Source organism: Nocardiopsis suaedae, assembly GCF_027706745.1.
Lineage (GTDB): Bacteria > Actinomycetota > Actinomycetes > Streptosporangiales > Streptosporangiaceae > Nocardiopsis_A > Nocardiopsis_A suaedae.
The window spans coordinates 118,181-137,212 of record NZ_JAQFWP010000008.1; the positions used below are offsets into that span (position 1 = coordinate 118,181).

Annotated in this window: 14 protein-coding genes and 1 pseudogene; 5 read left to right on the plus strand and 10 right to left on the minus strand. The window is 73.8% G+C overall.

What is annotated here, in order from left to right; all coding sequences use genetic code 11:
• Positions 1-33 precede the first annotated feature (33 nt).
• Positions 34-570, minus strand: coding sequence for an RICIN domain-containing protein (locus tag O4U47_RS06600; protein WP_270676701.1), 537 nt, complete (start codon positions 568-570; stop codon positions 34-36).
• A 625-nt stretch (positions 571-1,195) separates the two neighbouring features.
• Here O4U47_RS06600 and O4U47_RS06605 point away from each other — a divergent pair.
• Positions 1,196-2,122, plus strand: coding sequence for a hypothetical protein (locus O4U47_RS06605; protein WP_270676702.1), 927 nt, complete (start codon positions 1,196-1,198; stop codon positions 2,120-2,122).
• Positions 2,123-2,153: 31 nt separating this feature from the next.
• On the opposite strand, the gene O4U47_RS06610 is transcribed toward O4U47_RS06605, so the two are convergent.
• The 9 genes and pseudogenes from O4U47_RS06610 to O4U47_RS06655 form a co-directional block, all read right to left on the minus strand.
• Positions 2,154-2,837: an ABC transporter ATP-binding protein gene (locus O4U47_RS06610; protein ID WP_270676703.1), complete on the minus strand. Its 684-nt coding sequence runs from the start codon at positions 2,835-2,837 to the stop codon at positions 2,154-2,156.
• A complete protein-coding gene (locus tag O4U47_RS06615; protein ID WP_270676704.1) occupies positions 2,834-3,949 on the minus strand; it encodes an ABC transporter permease in 1,116 nt (371 codons plus the stop codon). Before O4U47_RS06615 ends, O4U47_RS06610 begins: the two co-directional genes overlap by 4 nt.
• A gap of 223 nt (positions 3,950-4,172) precedes the next feature.
• On the minus strand, positions 4,173-4,466 hold the full coding sequence (locus O4U47_RS06620) for a putative quinol monooxygenase (protein ID WP_270676705.1): 294 nt from the start codon (positions 4,464-4,466) through the stop codon (positions 4,173-4,175).
• A gap of 175 nt (positions 4,467-4,641) precedes the next feature.
• Positions 4,642-7,571: pseudogene (locus tag O4U47_RS31255) on the minus strand (FAD-binding and (Fe-S)-binding domain-containing protein).
• A 40-nt stretch (positions 7,572-7,611) separates the two neighbouring features.
• Complete coding sequence (locus tag O4U47_RS06635) at positions 7,612-9,126, minus strand: sodium-dependent transporter (RefSeq protein ID WP_270676708.1); 1,515 nt, start codon at positions 9,124-9,126, stop codon at positions 7,612-7,614.
• Between the two features lie 45 nt (positions 9,127-9,171).
• Positions 9,172-10,323 carry a Glu/Leu/Phe/Val family dehydrogenase gene (locus O4U47_RS06640; RefSeq protein ID WP_270676709.1) on the minus strand — a complete coding sequence of 384 codons (1,152 nt, stop codon included), beginning with the start codon at positions 10,321-10,323 and terminating at the stop codon, positions 9,172-9,174.
• Positions 10,320-11,858 carry an L-piperidine-6-carboxylate dehydrogenase gene (amaB, locus tag O4U47_RS06645; RefSeq protein WP_270676719.1) on the minus strand — a complete coding sequence of 513 codons (1,539 nt, stop codon included), beginning with the start codon at positions 11,856-11,858 and terminating at the stop codon, positions 10,320-10,322. The genes O4U47_RS06640 and amaB overlap by 4 nt, the downstream gene beginning before the upstream one ends.
• Positions 11,859-11,941: 83 nt before the next feature.
• Complete coding sequence (gene hglS, locus O4U47_RS06650) at positions 11,942-13,339, minus strand: 2-oxoadipate dioxygenase/decarboxylase (RefSeq protein ID WP_270676710.1); 1,398 nt, start codon at positions 13,337-13,339, stop codon at positions 11,942-11,944.
• A 57-nt stretch (positions 13,340-13,396) separates the two neighbouring features.
• Positions 13,397-14,569 carry an NAD(P)/FAD-dependent oxidoreductase gene (locus tag O4U47_RS06655; RefSeq protein ID WP_270676711.1) on the minus strand — a complete coding sequence of 391 codons (1,173 nt, stop codon included), beginning with the start codon at positions 14,567-14,569 and terminating at the stop codon, positions 13,397-13,399.
• 169 nt (positions 14,570-14,738) lie between these two features.
• Between O4U47_RS06655 and O4U47_RS06660 the strand changes: the two genes are divergently transcribed.
• From O4U47_RS06660 to O4U47_RS06675, 4 genes are all read left to right on the plus strand, one after another.
• Positions 14,739-15,647 carry a LysR family transcriptional regulator gene (locus tag O4U47_RS06660; RefSeq protein ID WP_270676712.1) on the plus strand — a complete coding sequence of 303 codons (909 nt, stop codon included), beginning with the start codon at positions 14,739-14,741 and terminating at the stop codon, positions 15,645-15,647.
• 66 nt (positions 15,648-15,713) lie between these two features.
• The gene (locus O4U47_RS06665) at positions 15,714-16,979 is read left to right on the plus strand and encodes a sensor histidine kinase (protein ID WP_270676713.1); all 1,266 of its coding nucleotides are present in this window, start codon (positions 15,714-15,716) and stop codon (positions 16,977-16,979) included.
• Positions 16,976-17,626, plus strand: coding sequence for a response regulator (locus O4U47_RS06670; protein ID WP_270676714.1), 651 nt, complete (start codon positions 16,976-16,978; stop codon positions 17,624-17,626). Before O4U47_RS06665 ends, O4U47_RS06670 begins: the two co-directional genes overlap by 4 nt.
• 88 nt (positions 17,627-17,714) lie before the next feature.
• Complete coding sequence (locus O4U47_RS06675) at positions 17,715-18,956, plus strand: FAD-dependent oxidoreductase (RefSeq protein ID WP_270676715.1); 1,242 nt, start codon at positions 17,715-17,717, stop codon at positions 18,954-18,956.
• Positions 18,957-19,032 lie beyond the last annotated feature (76 nt).

The following is a 19,032-nucleotide window of genomic DNA, read 5'->3' on the forward strand; positions in this document are numbered from 1 at the left end:
GAACGGGTCGGGAGCCGGGCGGCCCGCCGTGCTCTACAGCGCCTCGAAGGCCCAGCGGTAGTTCGGGTCGAAGCTGTGGCGGTACCCGAGCTTGAGGAACGACCCGTTCCACGCGGGGTTCTCCAGGGTCACGCCCAGGCGCGTGTTGCGCACCGGCACGATCTGGTGCGCGTTGTCGGCGTTCGGGAGCAGCCATTCCTGGCGGTCCCGCCCCGTGCAGTCCACCTGTTCGACCCGCTGGCCGACCGAGACCCGGCCGTCCTTGGGCTCAAGGCACAGGTTGCTGTACAGGTTGCGGATCTCGTAGGTGGGGGCGCCATCGGCGAACCCGGCGTGGCTCACCTCCCAGTCCATGCCGCGGTGGTCGACCGGCCAGACCCGCACGTCGACCCGGGTCGGGGCGCCGGCGTAGGGGACCATCCGGGCGTCGTTCGCCTCGAAGCGGATCTGGTAGTCGGTGCCCTGGGCGAGCTGCGCGGACTCCGCCGAGGCGGGGAGCGCGGTGCCGAGCGTTGCGGCGGTGGCGGCGGAGAGGAGGACGGCGGCGGTCGCGGCCATCTGCTTCTTCAACGCAGAAATCATGTAATTCCCGTCGCTTTGCTGTCATGGGGGAGTCGGGTCGGCCTTGCGGGGACTTCGGCCGGTCCGACGGAAAGAAGCGTCGCATGGCCGCGGAAGCGGCGGCAAGAAATCGGTGCCCCTTCACGCCGGCGGCGACGGTCGAGCGGCAGCCCATAAAACGCCCTCACGGCGCCCGCCCTGTTGTCCGGCGTGGATCACCCCACCTTTCGACCTGCTGGTTTCCATTGGTGGTCGGTGTGAACGAATGTACCCCGGAATCCGGATTACGGGTCTCCACAAGGCCTGTCGCAGACGTCGGCGGGCGTGAATACATAAGCCATTCAATGGGGGTATCACTTCATAAGCGGGTCGTTCCGGGCATATGGACGGATTCTCTTTTATGAATACTTTTGCGGGGTGTCCGGGCACCCCTTTCCGCTTCCCGGCCCCCTGGGGGCGCGGGGCCGCCCGCCGACCGCCGGACCCGGCCCGGTCGGCCCGGGTCCGGCGCAACGAGGTCTTCGGTCGGCGCCCAGGGGCCCCGGGGGGCCGCCTCTCTGGCAAACTTCTCATTCCAGGCATACAGGAATGACCGGGCGGCGTCCGTCGAGCGGTCCGGCCCCGGGAGGCGGGTATGAGCGGTGACGTCGGAGCACGGCTCGGCGCGCGCATCTCCCGCCACCCCACCCGCAACCCCAACGGCACCGTGCTGTCGGCCTGCGCCGTCGTGCTCGGCCTGGCCGCGCTGCCCTTCGGACTCACCGGGTGGGACGACGCCGTCGGCGCACCCGGAAACCGCGCCGCACCGGTCCTGGTCGGCGTGCCCGCGGCCCTGGTGATCGCCGGGTCGATCGCCCTCGTCCTGGCCCTCCTCCACAAGGACGAGGAGTTCATCCTCCACGAGCGCGGAATCCTGCGCCGGAGAGGGAACACCACGAAAGCGGTCGCCTGGGAGGACGTCACCTGGGTCCTCAATAGCCGGCCGGCCGGGCTCAACTCCCTGCAGCGCCGCCTCGGCTACGACGTGTGGTGCTTTGTCGGGTCCCGCAGCGGGACGCTTCTGATCACCGGCCACACCGAAGGCGCGTCGGAGCTGGCCTACACGGTGGAGGTCGGGTACGAGGCGCTCAGGCCCGCCCTGAGGAGCCCCGCGCCCTCACGCCGCCCCGTCGCCGGAACGCTGCTGGCCGCCCCCGGGCTCGTCCTGCTCCTCGTGGGATCGATCGTCATGGACGACCCGGAGACGGCCTCCATCGGGACGGTGTGCCTGCTGTCCGGTGCGTGGTGCTGCGGCCGCGGGCTGCGGCGGCTGTTCCCCTGGCGGAACCCGCGCCCCGGAGCCGGGCAGGGGTGGACCCGTAACGCGTGGGCGGCCGCTCTGCTGAGTGTGTGGGCGCTCGTCCTCGACGCCCTCGGCCAGGGGGTCGCCGAGAGTACGGGCCTGTGGGCGGCCGCCGCGCTCGCTCTGCTCGTGTGGGTGTTCCACGGCTCCTGGCAGGCCGGGCACGTCGCCTACTGGAGGTCGGTCGCACGCGGCCTGCCGCTCCCGCACCGGCGCTGACCGGTGGCATCCCCGCCCCGTGCCCCTCCGTTCAGCCGGTCGCCGCCGGAAGCCGGAGTCGGCCGTCGAACACCTCGGCCACCCGGTCGGCCGCGCCCACGTGGGCCCGGTCGTGGGTGACGAGCACGGTGGCGGTCCCCTGCCCGCGCGTCAGGCGCGCGATCAGGTCGACCACCGCCGCCCCCCGCTCGTGGTCCAAGGCGCTGGTGGGCTCGTCCACCAGCAGCACGGCCGGGTCGTTCATCAGCGCGCGAGCGATGTTCACCCGCTGCCGCTGCCCCCCGGAGAGCTGGTGCGGGCGTCGCTCCGCCTGGTCCGCGAGGCCGACCGCCTCCAGCAGCTCCAGCGCGCGCGGGCGCGCCCGGCGCGGCGGGCGGCCACTGATCTGCGCCATCACCTGCAGCTGCTCGGCCGCCGTCAGCGACGCCAACAGGTTGGGCTGCTGGAAGACGATGCCGATACGGCTCCTGCGCAGCTCGGCCAGCCTCCCCGGCGCCAGCCCCTCCACGCGCTCCCCGTCCACGGCCACGCTGCCCGAGTCCGGCCGGATCAGCGTGGCCGCCACGGCCAGCAGGCTGGACTTGCCCGACCCCGAAGGGCCCACGACCGCGGTCAGCCCGCCGCCGGGCACCTCCAGCGACACCCGGTCCAGGGCGGTCAGCCGCCCGTCGCCGTCGGGGTAGGTCAGGGTGACGTCGTTCAGTTCCAGGCTCATCGTGCGCTCCCCAGGGCGGTCAGCGGGTCGACGGAGGTGATGCGGCGGACGGACAGCGCGGCCCCCAGCGCCCCCAGGGCGACCATCACGGCCGCCGGGGCGAGCACGGTCCCCGGTGTCAGCACGAACGGCACGTCGGAGCCGGACACCGCCGCGCCCAGCGCCGCCGCTGCCGCCGTCCCGGCCGCGGTCCCGCCGACCAGCAGGACCAGCGCCTGCCCGAGGGCGTCGCGCAGCAGTGTCCCCGTAGAGGCGCCGAGCGCCTTGAGGACCGCGACGTCGGGGCCGCGCTGGATGGTCCACACGGTGAAGAACGCGCCGATCACCAGGGCCGAGATGGCGAACAGAAACCCGCGCATGAGCTGCAGGGATCCGTTCTCGGAGGTGTAGGAGCCGATCGCCGCCAGGGAGTCGGCCTTGGTCACGGTCGTGGTCCCGGCCCGCTCGTCGGTGTCCGCGACGGCCGCGTCGGTGTCGGGGCCGCCGTCGGTCGTCAGGGCGATCACGGTCGCGGCCTCGCCGCCGCCGTCCCCACCGCTGGGCCCACTCGGCGGGGCGATGTCCTGCCAGGCCCCGAGGGGCGTCCAGACGACGGGGGTGTGGCTGAAGGAGGCGTCCCCGCGCACCGCCGCGACGGTCAGCTCCCGGCTCGCCAGCGTGACCGAGTCGCCCTCGTCCGCTCCGAGGGCCTCGGCGGCGCCTTCGGAGAGCACCGCGGAATCGTCGCCGACGCCCTCCGGCACCGGCCCCAGGCCCCCTCCCGGACGAACCCCGAACACCGAGACGGCGGTGCTCGCACCGTCCCCGGCCCCGGCCTTGGTGGTGGCGATGCCCAGCGGCTCGGCGCTCTCCACACCGGGGGCCCGCGCCCACTCCCGCCACTGGCTCCCGGTGACGGCCGAGTCGGAGAACGACGGGCCGCCGTCCCCCTCGGCCCCGTCGAAGGCGATCCTGTCGGCAGGCAGCCCGGTGATCGCCGAGACGTTCTCCCGGGCCAGCCCGGCCGTGAGCCCGGACAGCATCCCCACCAGCAGCGTGATCAGCACGATCACCGCGCCGATCAGCGCGAAGCGCCCCTTGGCGAACCTCAGGTCCCTCCAGGCGACAAACATCTGCGGTCGTCCCTCCCGATGCGTGTGACAACCCCTCCACGGTCGTCGCACGCCCCCGGGCGGGGCATCTGGAGGGAGTGGGCTCTTGCGCGCCCGACAGGTGGAGGCCGGTCTCCGACTTTCGACAGATGACGGCGCCGCCCCGCCGGTGCGTCGGGCACCGGCGGGGCGGCAGGGCTGCGGGGCACGAACGCCGGGGGTCCGTCCGGGACCCCGCGTCCGATCAGTCGAACGGCGGCCCGGAGGAGGAGACCACGTGCTTGAGGACCTCGTCCCCGGTGATCCCGACGCTGGTCGAAGGCGCCGGGGAGACGGCGCGCCAGGCCTCCAGGGCCTCGTGCGACTCCCAGTACTCGTAGATGTTCACCCGGGCGGGATCGGTGGGGTCCGGCGATATGGACAGGTCCAGGCACCCCGGGGCCCGGCGCCCCGCCCGCACGATTCCGTCGACGCCTTCGAGGAACCGGTCCCGCTCCGCCGGATCCACGTACACCTTGCCTGCGACGATGACCGTCACCGCACACGTCCCTTCACTCGTGCCCCCTGGGACGGCGGACCGATCCGGGGCAGAGCCGACACATTGCACCCGGTACCGACTTCCCCGGCGTGCGATTCTCATCGCTCCACCGACGCCGGGACGGCGCCCGGCAGCGCCAAGGGGAAGGTCCCCGCGAACCGCGGCCGCACCGGGATCACGGCGTGTCCGTCGTCCCTCGCTGCGCCTCGCGGACCAGTTCGGCCAGGTGCAGGGCGCGACGCTGCGCCCCCTGCCGGATCTGGGTGTGGCAGCTGAACCCGTCGGCCAGCACGCGCACACCCTCCTCGGCCGCACGGACGGCGGGCAGGAGCACGCGTTCTCCCGCGGCGGCGGACACCTCGTAGTGCCCCTTCTCGAACCCGAAGTTCCCGGCGAGGCCGCAGCAGCCGGAGTCGAGCCTGGTGTCGTCCACGCCCATGCGGGCCAGGAGCCGGGCGTCGGCCGTGTCGCCCATGACCGCGTGCTGGTGGCAGTGCGTCTGCCGCAGCGCCCTCACGGGAAGCTCCGGGGGAGCCCAGTCCGGTGCCAGCTCGCCGACGGCCTCGGCGAACGTCCTCGTCATCCCCGCGAGCCGCTCCGCCGCCGGGTGATCGGGAAGCAGGTCCGGCAGGTCGGTGCGGAGCGCGGCCGTGCAGCTCGGTTCGACGCCCACGACCGCGTCCACCTCGTCGAGGAGGGGCGCCAGCGCCTTGAGCGTGCGGCGCTGGACGGCCCGCGCCACGTCGAGCTGTCCCGTGGTGACCCAGGTGAGCCCGCAGCACTGGGTGCCCGGGGCACGGCCACGCGGAACCCGAGTTCCTCCAGGACCTCCGTGGCCGCGCGCAGCGGTCCGGGGTTGAGGGCGTTGCCGAACGAGTCGGTCCAGAGCAGGACGGTGCCGCGCTCCCCCGCGCCGGGCGCCGGGGAATGCCGTCGGAACCAGGTCGAGAAGGACTCCGGGGCGAACGGGGGGATGGACCGTTCGGGGGCGATCCCCCCGAGCCGTTTGAGCAGCCCCGCGGCGGGCGATGCGGTCACCCGGTTCACCAGCCCCGCCACGGGGCGGGCCAGCCGCGCCCACAGGGGAAGCCACCCCATCGAGTAGTGCGACGCCGGGCGCAGCCGCCGGCGGTAGTGGTGGTGGAGGAACTCGGACTTGTAGGTGGCCATGTCCACCTGGGTGGGGCAGTCGTGGCTGCACCCCTTGCAGGACAGGCACAGGTCGAGCGCGTCCCGCACCTCGGCCGACCGCCACCCGTCCTCGATGACGCCGCCGGAGAGCATCTCGCCGAGCACGCGTGCCCGGCCCCGGGTGGAGTCCTTCTCGTCGCCCGTGACCTGGTAGCTCGGGCACATCACCCCCGTGGGGTGCTGCGACCGGCACTTGCCGACGCCCACGCACCTGCGCAGCGCGGCCGCCATGTCGCCGCCGTCGTTGCCGTAGGAGAACACCGGTGTGATGTCCAGCCCCCGGCGCGGCCGGACGCGCAGGTCGGCGTCGACGGGGCGGGGACGGACCACCACCCCGGGGTTCAGCCGGTCCTCCGGGTCGAAGACGGCCTTGAACTCGGCGAACGCCTCGATGACGGTGGCGCTGTACATGAGCGGAAGGAGCTCCCCGCGGGCCCGGCCGTCGCCGTGCTCCCCCGAGAACGAGCCCCCGTGGCGGACGACGAGTTCACCGGCCTCCTTCATGAAGCCCCGGAACTCCTCCGCTCCTCCCTGTGCGGCGAGCGGGAAGTCGATGCGCACGTGCAGGCACCCGTCGCCGAAGTGCCCGAAGACGACGCCGCGCCGACCGCGGCGGCGCATCAGCTCCTGGAACTCCTCCAGGTAGGCGGCCAGGTTCTCGGGCGGGACGGCGGCGTCCTCCCACCCGGGCCACGCCTCGCCGCCGTCGGGCAGGCGGGTGGCGAGCCCGGCCCCGTCCTCCCTGATGCGCCACAGCTGGCGCTGCGCCGACGGCTCGGCCACCACGACCGCGTTCTCGAAGTGCTCGCCGAACCGGTCCAGCAGGGACCGGGCGGCGGCTTCGGCGGCCTCGGCGGTCGGCCCGCCGGTCTCGATGTAGAGCCAGCTCCCGCCCGGCGGCAGCCGTTCGACGGCGTCCAGGTTCTGCGTGCTCTTCCTGCGCGCCGCGTCGACGAGGGCGGCGTCCATCCCCTCCACCGCCAGCGGCCGGCCCTTGAGGAGGGCCGGTGCGGCCCGGGCGGCGGCGACCGCGTCGGGGAAGCCCGCGACGGTGAGGCAGCGGTGCGCGGGCACGCGCACCAGGCGGACGGTCGCCGCCACGACGATCGCACACGTGCCCTCGGTCCCGACCAGCGCCTTGGCGAGGTCGAAGCGGTTCTCCGGCAGGAGGTGGTGCAGCGGGTAGCCGGAGACCTGGCGGGGGAACCGCGCGAGCTCCAGGCGGATGTCGGCGAGGTGGCGGTCCACCAGGGCGCGGAGCCCGGCGAAGACCCGGCCGCGCTCGCCGCCGTCGGCGACGATGGCGTCGATCTCCTGCGCGGTGTGCCGCCCGACGGTCATGCGTGTCCCGTCGGCGAGCACGACGTCCAGCTCGACGACGTTGTCGCTGGTGCGGCCCCAGGCGACCGAGTGGGAGCCGCAGGCGTCGTTGCCGATCATGCCGCCGATCGTGCAGCGGCTGTGGGTGGAGGGGTCGGGGCCGAAGGTCAGCCCGTGGGGTGCGGCCGCCTCCCGGAGGTCGTCGAGGACGACCCCCGGCTCCACCCGCGCCACCCCCTCCTCGGGATCCAGCTCCAGGACCCGGTTCATGTGCTTGGACAGGTCGAGGACGACCCCTTCGGTGATGGCGTTGCCCGCGACGCTGGTGCCGCCGCCACGGGGCACCAGCGGCACCCCGTGGCGGCGGCACACCCGGACCGCCCGGACGACCTCCTCGGCCGTGCGCGGAGTGACCACCCCGGCCGGGACCACCCGGTAGTTGGAGGCGTCACCGGAGTACTGGGCCCGGCGGCCCGCGCCGAAGTCGACGATCGCGTCGGCGTCCGGGCCGAGCTCCCGCCGCAGGTCGCGCTCGCATTCGGCGACGCTGCGGCTCTGACGGACGGCGCCGCTCGGGCTACCGCTGGTCGTCATCGGTGTCCTCCGGTTCCATGGGTGGGCGGCGACCGGGTGGTTACCGGTCGGACTCGGCTTCGGCGTGGGCCCCGGCGGCGTCCGGGTCCTCCTCGGGCGCCCCCGACATGGGGCCGGCTTTGGTCTTGCGGGAGATGAAGCCGTTGAGCGCCAGCACGATGGCCAGCGCCACCGCCCACTGGCCGAGCAGGGTCGCCAGGCTGAACGGGTCGAACGGGTTCCACCAGGTGTCCGGGGCGTACTCGGTGACCGACAGGTAGACCCAGAAGCCCAGGAGCACCGTGAGCAGGACGGGGGCGGCGCCGATGGCGGCCGTCCACCACGCACCGGTGGCGGAGCGGCCGGTCCCGAGGAGCTCGGCGCGGGCCTTGCCGAGCCCGTACTTCAGCATGGCGACGGCGATCAGGAGGCCGCTGACCAGCAGGCCCACGCCCCAGACGAAGTCCTGGTTGCTGAGGACGTCGACGTTGAGCGCCGACGGGACCCCGCCGATGGCCGCCACCGCCACCACGGCCCCGACCGCGACCGGGCGGCGCGCCCCCATGTCCATCAGGTTGCGCGCGGCGAGTTCGGTAAAGGCGATCTGCGTGGACACCGACGCCATGAACAGGGCCAGGAAGAACAGCACGGAGAAGGCCACTCCGCCCGTCATCTCGGGGAACAGCCGGGCGAAGTAGATGAACGCCAGCCCCTGGTTGCCGCCCGCGATGGCCTCGTCGGCGGCCGCGGCCGAGCCCAGCGCGAACAGCGTGCCCAGCACCGCCACACCGGCGAAGAGCGACACGAGGAAGTTGCCGCCGGCCACGGTCAGCGCGTTGCTGACCGCGTTCCGGTTCCTGCGGGAGTAGACGGAGTACGTCAGGTACAGGCCGAAGCCCGCACCGGTGGAGAACGCGACCTGCGAGGCCGCCTCCAGCCACACGCGAACATCGAGGAAGTCGGCTCCGTCGACGGCGAACATGTTGGCGACGCCCTCACCGGCGCCCGGCAGCATGACCGCGCGGACCGCCAGGATCGCCATGATGACGAACAGCGCGGGCAGCGCGATCTTGAGCACGCTCTCGAACCCGCCCTTGAGGCCGCGGGCGACGATCGCGCCGACCAGCGCGATCGCGACGAGGTGGAACCCGATGGTCTGCACCGGGCTGGCGGTGAAGGAGTCCCAGGTCGCCTGGGTGTCCAGGGCGGGGTCGCCGAACGCGCCGGTGAGCGCGTGCACGAAGTACCGCAGCGCCCAGCCGCAGATGACCGAGTAGTAGAACGCGATCCCCAGCGTCACGAGGGTCATGAAGCCCCCCATCCACGCGAACCGCCGCCCCACGAACTCACGGAACGCGCCGATGGTGCCCAGGCGGCTCTTGGAGCCCATGTAGGACTCCGCCATGAGCAGCGGAACCGCCCACACCAGGTTGATGAGGATGCAGGCGATCACGAACGTGCCGCCGCCCCACTCGGCCGCGACCCGGGGGAACCGCCAGATGTTGCCCGCTCCTACGGCCATGCCGATGGAGGCCACCAGGAAGGTGAACCTCGATCCGAATCTCTCAGTGCTCATTGCGAACCTCTGTGTTCTTCAAGGGGGGATGGGGAGGCGCGAGCCCTAAGAGGACCGGACGCGCCCCCTGATTTCCATTGCGGTGCGCACCCGCCGCTCGGCGAGGTGCCGCGCCGCCTCGTGGGAGGTGAGCGCGCCGCGCGCCGCCTCCTCGAGCACGTGGAGCGTGTTGGCCCGCAGCCGCTCCGAGACCGCGGCGCGGATCGGTCCCGGCTCAACCGGGAAGACCGACGACCGCGCCTCCATGGCGTAGGCGGCCGCCACCACGCCGCCCGCGTTGGCGATGAAGTCCGGGACGACGCTGACGCCGCGCTCGGCCAGGACCGCTTGGGCCTTGGGCGTCAGCGCGAGGTTGGCGCCCTCGACGACGACCGACGCCGACAGGTCGCGGGCCGCGGCGACGTCGACCACGTCCTGCCTCGCCGCGGGGATCAGCACGTCCGCGGGCAGGGTGAGCTCCTCCCCGGCGGCCAGGGGCCGGGACCCGTCGACGTGGTGGACCAGGGCGTCGCCCCACTGGGACCGGGCCTGGAGCAGCGCGGGCACGTCCAGCCCGTCGGGCGCGTGGAGCGCGCCTTCGGCCGTGGACACGGCGACGACCCGCGCCCCCAGCTCGTGCAGCCGCTCGGCCGCCGCGGCCCCCACGGCCCCGAACCCCTGCACCACGACGCGCGCGCCGTGAAGGTCCGCCCCGTCGCGCCGGACGGCCTCGTCCACGGCCTCGGCCACCCCGTAGCCGGTGACGCCCCACTGGTCGTAGGGCACGCCGCCCACTTCGCTGGGGCTGCCGACCGCCGCCCCGCGTGCGCCCAGCTCGTCCTGGATGACGGCGGCGTCGTGCTCGGTCAGCCCCATGTCGAGGCCGAACACGTACTCCTCGGGCACCTCGCTGGACAGGGCCCGGGCGAAGGCGCGCAGCACCGCCTCCTTGTCCGCGGAGGCGGGGTCGAACCGGACGCCGGCCTTGGCGCCGCCGAAGAAGAGGTCGACGGCCGCCCACTTCCACGTCATCACCCGGGCCAGGCGCGCCACCTCGGTGACGGTCAGGGCCGGGCCCATCCGGGTCCCGCCCTTGCCCATGCCCCGGGCGGTGTTGTCGATGACCAGGACACCGCGCATGCCGGTGCGGGTGTCGGAGACGGTGACGATCTTCTCCGGCCCCCACGCGTCGGCGTGGGAGAGGTCGTCCAGCCTCATCCGAAGTTCACCCCCTGGGCCAGGGGGAGCTCGGTGGAGTAGTTGACGGTGTTGGTGGCGCGCCGCATGTAGCCCCTCCAGGCGTCCGACCCCGACTCGCGGCCGCCGCCGGTGGTCTTCTCGCCGCCGAACGCGCCGCCGATCTCCGCGCCGGAGGTGCCGATGTTGACGTTGGCGATGCCGCAGTCCGACCCGGCCGAGGCGGTGAACCGGTCGGCCTCCCTCTGGTCGGTGGTGAACACGCTCGACGACAGGCCCTGCGGGACGTCGTTGTGCAGGGCGAGGGCCTCCTCGAAGGTGCTGTAGGTGAGCACGTAGAGGATCGGCGCGAACGTCTCCTCCTTGACGACACCGGTCTGCCCGGGCATGCGCACGATGGCGGGCTCGACGTAGTAGGCGTCCTCCGCGGCGTCGGCCAGGCGCCGTCCCCCGCCCGTGACCACCTCTCCGCCTTCGGCCACCGCCCGCTCCAGGGCGGTGCGCATGGCCGCGTGGGCGCGCTCGCCGACGAGCGGCCCGACGAGGGTGTCGACGGAGAACGGGTCGCCGATGTTCAGGCCCGTGTACGCCTTGGCCAGGCGGGCGACGAGCTCGTCGGCGACGTCCTCGTGCACGATGAGGCGGCGCATGGTGGTGCAGCGCTGCCCGGCGGTGCCCGCGGCGGAGAAGACGATGCCCCGGGCGGCCAGGTCCAGGTCGGCCGAGGGCGTGACGATCGCGGCGTTGTTGCCGCCCAGTTCGAGGATGGCGCGGCCGAAGCGGGCGGCGATGCGCGGGGCGATCTCGCGCCCCATCCGCTCGGAGCCGGTCGCGCTCACCAGGGGCACGTCGGGGCCGTCCACGAGGGGCGCCGCCGCGTCGGCCCCGCCGAGCACCAGCCGGTGGACGCCCTCGGGCGCGCCGGTGTCGGCGATGGCGCGCTCCAGCAGGGCCGTGGAGGCCAGGGCGGTCAGCGGGGTGAGCTCGGAGGGCTTCCACACGACGGTGTCGCCGCACACCAGCGCCACGGCGGTGTTCCACGCCCACACGGCCACCGGGAAGTTGAAGGCCGAGATGACGCCGACGACGCCCAGCGGGTGCCAGGTCTCCAGCAGCTTGTGCCCCGGGCGCTCGGAGGCCAGGGTGCGCCCCTCCAGCTGGCGCGACATGCCCACGGCCAGGTCGCAGATGTCGATCATCTCCTGCACCTCGCCCAGGGCCTCGGAGCCGATCTTCCCGGCCTCGATGGTCACCAGGTCGGCCAGGTCCTGCTTGTGCTCGGTCAGGAGTTCACCGAGCCGCTTGACCAGGGCGCCGCGCACCGGGGCGGGCGTGTCGCGCCAGGCGGGGAAGGCGGTGTGGGCCGTGCCGATCGCCTCGCGTGCGCGGTCCCCGCCGCCCCCGGCCACGGTGAACAGGGTCCGGCCGGTGATGGGCGAGCGGGCCGGGAGGGCGTCGGGGCCGGAGCCCTCGTAGTCGGCCGCTCCGCAGGCGGCCAGGGCACGGCGGGCGCGCTCGGCCAGTTCGGCGGTGCCGGTGAGGGTGTTCTCGGAGATGTCGGACAAGGGGTTTCGCCTTTCTCGGACGGTCATCGGGTGGTGCGGTCGGTGTTCTCGTGCGGTGTTCTCGCGTGGTGCGGTCAGGGCCGCGTGCCTGCTCCCGGCGCGCCGAGCCGTCGGCGCACGGCCTCCAGCGAGCGCTCCCGCTGGCGCGCGTACAGGTCGTAGGGGTCGTGCAGGGGGCGCTCCAGCACGCCGGACATCCACTGGCCGTCCAGCTCGGCGGCCTGCCGGGTGGTGTCCTTGGCGCCGTCGCCGGTCAGGTTCGACTGGAAGATCCCGGCGGCGGAGCGGGGCAGGAAGTCCTCGTAGACGATCGGTTCGGCGTGCACCCACCCCTGGTCGACCAGCTCGGCCAGGGACTCGGGGGGCGGTGCCGCGGCGTCGGGGCGGTCGGCGGCGGTGAAGGTGAAGTAGGCCAGGCCGTCCCGGGCCAGGGCGTGTTCGGACCGGGGGAAGCGGCGTGTCCAGACCTCCGGGGCGACGTCGGCGCGGGGGCGGCCGGTGTCGCGGCGGAGCCGCTCGACCTCGTCCGCGAGGCCGTCGTAGAGGGCGCGGCCCCGCGGTGTGAGCGCGATCCCCCGGGCCTCGACCTCGCCGAAGCGGACCCGCAGCGTCCCCTCGGCCACCGACCCGTCCGCCTCGCGGAACCTGCGGGGTTCGGACAGGGCCTTGAAGGAGGTCTGGCGCAGCAGCACGTCCGGCCCCTCCCAGCGGGGCGGGCCCTGGATGTCGTCGATCATGGTGATCCCGCGCCGCCCCATCCGCGCGTACAGCTCGTCGATGTCGAGCACGCGCGGGGTGAGGTGGTTGATGTGGGTGGTCGTCACACCGCCGATGTCGGCGGCGACGGCGGAGACGCGTTCCAGCTCCTCGTACCAGCCCCGGTCCACCGGGTCGGGGGACAGCTCGAAGCTGCGCACGGCCAGGTCGAGGAAGCGCTCGGCGTCGGCCTGCTCCAGCCCGCCGTCGCGCTCGGCCCGTTCGGCCAGGAGGATCAGCTCGGGCGGGAACAGGCTGCGCCGGGACAGGAACTCCTCCAGGCGCCGCTGCAGGTCGGCGTCGAAGAAGCGGCGGTCGGAGGGGGTGAGCACGGAGGTGAACACGCGGAAGGGGTTGCGTGCGAGTTCGTCCCCGTCGATGGGACGGAACGCGGTGGAGACCACCGGGACGGCGCTGGAGGCCGCCTCCCGCAGGTCGTAGAAGCCGACCGGGTGCATCCCCAGGGCCGCGAAGACCTGCCCCACCTGGCGCAGTTCCCCGGGGGTGCCCACCCGGATCGCGCCGTGCCGTTCGGCGGTGACGCGGTCGATGGCGCCGAGCCGCTGGGCCTGTTCGGGGTCCTTGTCCAGCAGCTCCTCGTTGACCTCGTGGGAGACGTCCACGAGCGTCGTGTACGCGGGGACCTCCGCGCCGTACATGGTGGAAAGCCTGCGTGCGAATTCGGAACGTAGCTGCCAGGGCCGCATGGCGGTCATGCGCTCCCCTCCTCGTAGTGTGTTCGGGGCCGGGTGCTCGGGGCGGGCGGGACTCGGTCAGACCACGTTGAACTCGCGGCGGAGCGGGCTGTCGTCGAACCGGTCGGCGGACATCGCCGACACGTCCACGAACGGCTCCTCGCCCAGGTAGAGGGCGCGGATCACCTCGCCGACCGCCGGGGCCTGGAGGAAGCCGTGGCCGGAGAACCCCGTCGCGTACAGCAGGCGGCCCACCGAGCGGCTCTCCCCGATCAGCGCGTTGCAGTCCGGGGTCATCTCGTACAGCCCCGCCCATCCGCGGTCGATCGGCAGGCCGACCAGGCCGGGGGCGCAGACACGGGCCGCGGCCTCGAAGCCGGCGAGCCACTCGTCGGAGTAGTCGGTGCGGAACCCGTACTCCTGGGCCGGGTCGGACATGCCCAGCATCAGCCCGTCGCCGTTGTTGTGGAAGTACATCGACGTGGAGAAGTCGATGGTGAAGGGGACCCGGGGCGGCCGGGGGCTCAGCGGCCGGGTCATCGCGATCTGCCGCCGCAGCGGCTCGACCGGCAGGTCCACCCCGGCCATCGCGCCCACCGCCTTCGACCAGGCCCCCGCCGCCACGATGACCGTGGAGGTGCGCACCGCCCCTCGGTCGGTCACGACCTCGCGGACGTCGCCCGCGCCGGTGGTCGTGATGTCCACGACGGCGGTGTCCTCGAACAGGCGCACCCCGCGCTCGGCCGCGGTGTTCAGGAAGCCCCAGGCGGCCGCCTCCGGCCGCGCGTGCCCGTCGTCCGGGGAGAACGCCGCGCCGAGGACGCCCTCCCCGCGCACGTAGGGGCACAGGCGCTCGGCCTCGGCGGCGGAGACCATGCGGCTGGGGACGCCCAGGCCGTTCTGCACCGCGACGTTGCGCTCGAACGAGGCGAGGTGCTCCGGCTCCCGCAGCAGGAACAGGTAGCCCACGCGCTCCATCGCGATGTCCGCGCCGGTGGCCTCCCCGAGCCGGGCGTAGGTCTCCAGGCTGCGCGCCCCCAGCGCGATGTTGACCGGGTCGGAGAACTGGGCCCGCACACCGCCGATGGGCTTGCCGGAGGACCCCGACGCCACCCGGTCGCGCTCGATCACGACCACGTCGGTGACGCCCGCCTCGGCGAGGTGGTAGGCGATGCCGGCGCCCATGATCCCGCCGCCGACCACGACGACCTCCGCGCTCTCGGGGAGCCCGGCCCGACCTTCAGCTTGCATGCGTCACCCTCCGGCGTCGACCACACACGAAAAACGGCGACACGGCACGGTGTCCTCGCAGGTGAGAACCGGTGACCCAGGTCACTCTGCCGCCGTGCCCCATAAGGTACGGTCCAGGAAGGAATAGGTCTATCGAATGTTCTTCCGGTCGATCGTTTAGGTTCTCTCGATGGATGTGACGATGGGGCAGCTCCGGGCCCTGCGGGAGCTCGAGCGGTGCGGCACCATGGCCGCGGCCGCCGCGTCGCTGGGCTACACGACGGGCGCCGTCTCGCAACAGCTCGCCAACCTGGAGAAAGCGACCGGAACCGCCCTGACGGCCCGGACGGGGCGCAGGGTCCAGCTCACCCGCGGCGGCATGATCATGGCCGAGCACGCCGAACTGGTGCTCCAGGCGGTGGCCGACGCCAGGCGCGCGCTGGACACCGAGAAGCAGGAGGTGGCCGGGACCGTCCGCGTGGGCACGTTCGCCACGACCGCCGCGGCCCTGCTCGTCCCCACGATCGCCAAGGCCCTGGCGCGGTACCCGAAGCTGGCCGTCACCAGCAGGGAGTTCAGTGTCGACGGGACGGCGGCCGCCGTGCGCGACGGCGAGGTCGACCTCGCCCTGGGGATCGACTACCCCCACGCGCCGATGCCCAGGGAGCCCCAGACGGAGATCGTCCGGCTCCACACCGAACGCTTCGGCCTGGCCGTCGCGGACACCCTGCGCTCACCGTGCGCGGTGTCGCTCGAAAGCGTGCGCGAGTGGCAGTGGATCCTGCCGCCGAAGGACACCCAGTACGCCCGGGCGGTCTACGCGGCCTGTCGGCTGTCGGGCTTCGAGCCGAGGGTGGTGCACGAGGTCACCGACACCCGCACCTCCCTGGAGCTGGCCGCGCAGGGCCTGGGCGTCACCCCTCTGACCTCCCTGATGGAGGACCTCCTGCGCCCCCGCGGGCTGTGCCGGATCGAGCTGGAGGACCGGGTCGAGCGCCACATCGTCCTGGTCCGTCGCGCCCAACCGGTCCAGCCGGTGGCCATCACGGCCCTCACCGACCTGTTCGCCGAGGTCGTCCGCGAGGCGCGCGACCGGTGACCGGGGGGCGGCGCGCGGCCCGGTCTCACCGGCCGCAGCCCCCGGGAGCGCTAGGGTGAGGTCCTCGTGAACCGCTTGACTCCCACCCTCCGTGTGCTCTCCTGGTGCCTGCACCTGCTGGTGGCCGGGCTACTGGCGCTGGTCGCGGGCAGGGCCGTGCTCGACGCGCGCCCCGACGCCGGGGCCGTCGCCGCCGCGGCGGCCGCCACCGGGGCCGTGTACGCGGCCGGGCCGCTGATCCCCCGCGTCGCCGCCTCGCGCCGTGCGTCGGCGGTGTGGCTCGCGGTGCTGGGCGCCGTCTGGGCGGTGCTGCTGGTCCTGTCCGCCGAGGCGGTGTGGCTGGCCTTCCCCCTCTACCTGGTGCAGCTGCACCTGCTCCCCCGCTGGGGCGGACTGGCGGCGGTCGCCGCCACCGCCGTCGCGGCGATCACCGCCTTCGCCGCGCACCAAGGCGGGCTGGCGCCCGCCGTCGCCATCGGCCCTGCGCTGGGCGCGGCGGTCGCCGTGGCGGTGGTGTGGAGCTACCAGGCGATGTACAGGGAGAGCGAGAAGCGGCGGCGGCTCATCGAGGAGCTGACCGAGACACGCGCCGACCTGGCGCGCGCCCAGCACACCGCCGGGGTGCTCGCCGAGCGCGAGCGCCTGGCCCGGGAGATCCACGACACGCTCGCCCAGGGCTTCTCCAGCATCCAACTGCTCCTCAGGGCCGCCCAGCGTGCCCTGCCGGACCGGCCTGAGGCGGCCTCCGCCCACGTGGACCGCGCGCGCGAGGCGGCGGCCGACAACCTCGCCGAGGCGCGGCGCCTCGTTGCGGCCCTCACGCCGCCGGACCTGGAGGGGCGGAGCCTGCCCGACGCCCTGGAGCGCCTGTGCGCCACGGTCTCGGAGCGGCACCCGCTCACCGCGCGCTTCAACCTCGAGGGCACGCCGGTTCCGCTGCCCACTGCGCACGAGGTGGAGCTGCTGCGCATCGCGCAGTCGGCTCTGGGCAACACCGTCCAGCACGCCCAGGCCGCCCGCGCCGACCTCGCCCTGCGCTTCACCGGCGACGGAGCCGCCCCGGAGGCCGTGTTGGAGGTCGCCGACGACGGCACCGGGTTCGACGCCGCCCTGCCGGCCGCGCCCGATCCCGAGGGCGGGGGGTTCGGCCTGGCGGCCATGCGTTCCCGCATACGCGCGCTGGGCGGGTCGTTCACCGTCGACACCGCGCCCGGCCGGGGGACGACCGTCACCGCCCGCCTCCCGGTCGCCCCGGCCGCGGACCCCGCCGCCCCCGAACACGGACCCGGCCGCCGCGAGGACGGCGGCGCAGCAACGGAGAGGCGCCCATGACCCAGGACCCGACCACCCCCGACCCCGTCCGCCTGCTGCTCGCCGACGACCATCCGGTGGTGCGCGCCGGACTGCGGGCGGTCCTGGAGACCGAACCCGGAATCGCGGTCGCGGCCGAGGCCGGGACCGCCGAGGAGGCCGTCGCACGGGCCGCCGATGGCGACATCGACGTCGTCCTGATGGACCTGCGCTTCGGCGGCGGCATGAGCGGGGCCGAAGCGACCGCCGCCATCACCGCGCGCGCGGGCGGCCCGCGGGTCCTGGTGGTCACCACCTACGACTCCGACGCCGACACGCTGCCCGCGATCGAGGCGGGCGCCACCGGCTACCTCCTCAAGGACGCCCCGCCCGAGGAGCTGGCGGCCGCCGTGCGCGGCGCCGCGGCCGGGCGCACCACCCTGGCCCCTTCGGTCGCCGATCGGCTGATGACCCGCCTGCGCACGCCGGGCAACGCGCTCACCCGGCGGGAGATCGAGGTGCTGGGGCTGGTCGCCGAGGGCCTGTCCAACCTGGCGATCGGTGAGCGGCTGCACCTGACCGAGGGGACGGTCAAGTCCCACCTGGCGCACATCTACACCAAGCTCGGCGTGGACTCGCGCACGGCCGCCGTGGCCGCCGCGACCGAAACCGGCTATATCCGCCGTTAGGCGCTCGGCGGCCGCCCGCACGGGTAGAGGATGGGAACGACGGCGGCCCCGCGAGGCCGGGGCCGCGGCCCGACGATGGGGAGTCGCCATGGGTGGTGCGGCCGGTAGGCGTGAGACGACGACGTGTGCGGTGATCGGCGGAGGCCCGGCCGGGATGTTCCTGGCGCTGCTGTTGGCCCGGGCGGGCGTGGACGTGACGGTTCTGGAGAAGCACGGGGACTTCCTGCGCGACTTCCGCGGCGACACGGTGCACCCCTCCACCCTCACCCTGTTGGACGAACTGGGGCTGTGGGAGCGCTTCTCCGCGATCCCGCAGAGCCGCCTCGAACAGGCGGTGCTGCCGGTGGGCGACGGCGAGCAGGTGACCGTCGGCGACATCCGGCGGCTGAAGGTCCCCCACCCCTACATCGCGATGGTGCCGCAGTGGGACCTGCTCAACCTGCTGGCGGAGGCGGCCTCGGAGGAGCCGTCCTTCACGCTGCGCATGAAGACCGAGGCCACCGGGATCATCCGGGAGCGCGGCGCGATCCGCGGGGTGCACACCCGGGGGCCCGAGGGCGACGGCGAGCTGCGCGCCGACCTGGTGGTGGCCTGCGACGGCCGGGACTCGCTGCTGCGCCGCTCGGCGGGGCTCGCCGCCCGCGAGCTGCCGGTGGACATCGACGCCTGGTGGTTCCGGCTGCCCGGCGCCTCCCCCGCCGGGGAGGCGCTGACGCCCCGGCTGGAGAAGGGCCGGATGATCGTGGTCATCCCCCGCGAGGGGTACATGCAGATCGCCTACCTCGGGCCCAAGGGCACCGACGCGCAGTTGCGGGAGCGCGGCATCGAGGCGTTCCGCGAGGACGTGGCGCGGCTGCTGCCGGACGCGGCCGACCGGGTGGGCGAGCTGCGCTCGATGGACGACGTCAAGCACCTGAACGTGCAGGTGAACCGCCTGCCGGTGTGGTACCGGCGGGGGCTGCTGTGCATCGGCGACGCGGCGCACGCGATGTCGCCGGTGGGCGGTGTGGGCATCAACCTCGCGGTGCAGGACGCGGTGGCGGCGGCGACGCGGCTGGCCGAGCCGCTGAAGGAGCGGCGGGTGTCGGTGGGCGACCTGCTCGCGGTGCAGCGGCGGCGGTCGCTGCCGACGCTGGTCACCCAGGGGTTCCAGCTCACCATGCACCGCACGGTGGTCGACCCGGTCCTGCGCGGCGAAAGGGAGGGCCCGCCCCAGCTCCCGGTGAACCTGCTGAGGAACTTCGCCCCGGCCTCGCTGCCGCTGGCCTACGCCATCGGTGTGGGCGTCCGCCCCGAACACGCCCCGCCCTTCGCCCGCCGGGAGGGATGACGCGGAGCCGTCCGGCGCCTCCTCTTCCGCAGGGCTTCCGAGGGGGGCGTGCCGGAACGGGGCCACCGTTCCGGCA

Bases quoted from the DNA above. Each gene is read 5' to 3' on its own strand.
- O4U47_RS06660 (WP_270676712.1), top strand. From the start codon at position 14,739: ATGGATGTGACGATGGGGCAGCTCCGGGCCCTGCGGGAGCTCGAGCGG.
- O4U47_RS06655 (WP_270676711.1), bottom strand. From the start codon at position 14,569: ATGCAAGCTGAAGGTCGGGCCGGGCTCCCCGAGAGCGCGGAGGTCGTC.
- O4U47_RS06675 (WP_270676715.1), top strand. From the start codon at position 17,715: ATGGGTGGTGCGGCCGGTAGGCGTGAGACGACGACGTGTGCGGTGATC.
- O4U47_RS06670 (WP_270676714.1), top strand. From the start codon at position 16,976: ATGACCCAGGACCCGACCACCCCCGACCCCGTCCGCCTGCTGCTCGCC.
- O4U47_RS06640 (WP_270676709.1), bottom strand. From the start codon at position 10,323: ATGAGGCTGGACGACCTCTCCCACGCCGACGCGTGGGGGCCGGAGAAG.
- O4U47_RS06605 (WP_270676702.1), top strand. From the start codon at position 1,196: ATGAGCGGTGACGTCGGAGCACGGCTCGGCGCGCGCATCTCCCGCCAC.
- O4U47_RS06615 (WP_270676704.1), bottom strand. From the start codon at position 3,949: ATGTTTGTCGCCTGGAGGGACCTGAGGTTCGCCAAGGGGCGCTTCGCG.
- O4U47_RS06635 (WP_270676708.1), bottom strand. From the start codon at position 9,126: ATGAGCACTGAGAGATTCGGATCGAGGTTCACCTTCCTGGTGGCCTCC.
- O4U47_RS06610 (WP_270676703.1), bottom strand. From the start codon at position 2,837: ATGAGCCTGGAACTGAACGACGTCACCCTGACCTACCCCGACGGCGAC.
- hglS (WP_270676710.1), bottom strand. From the start codon at position 13,339: ATGACCGCCATGCGGCCCTGGCAGCTACGTTCCGAATTCGCACGCAGG.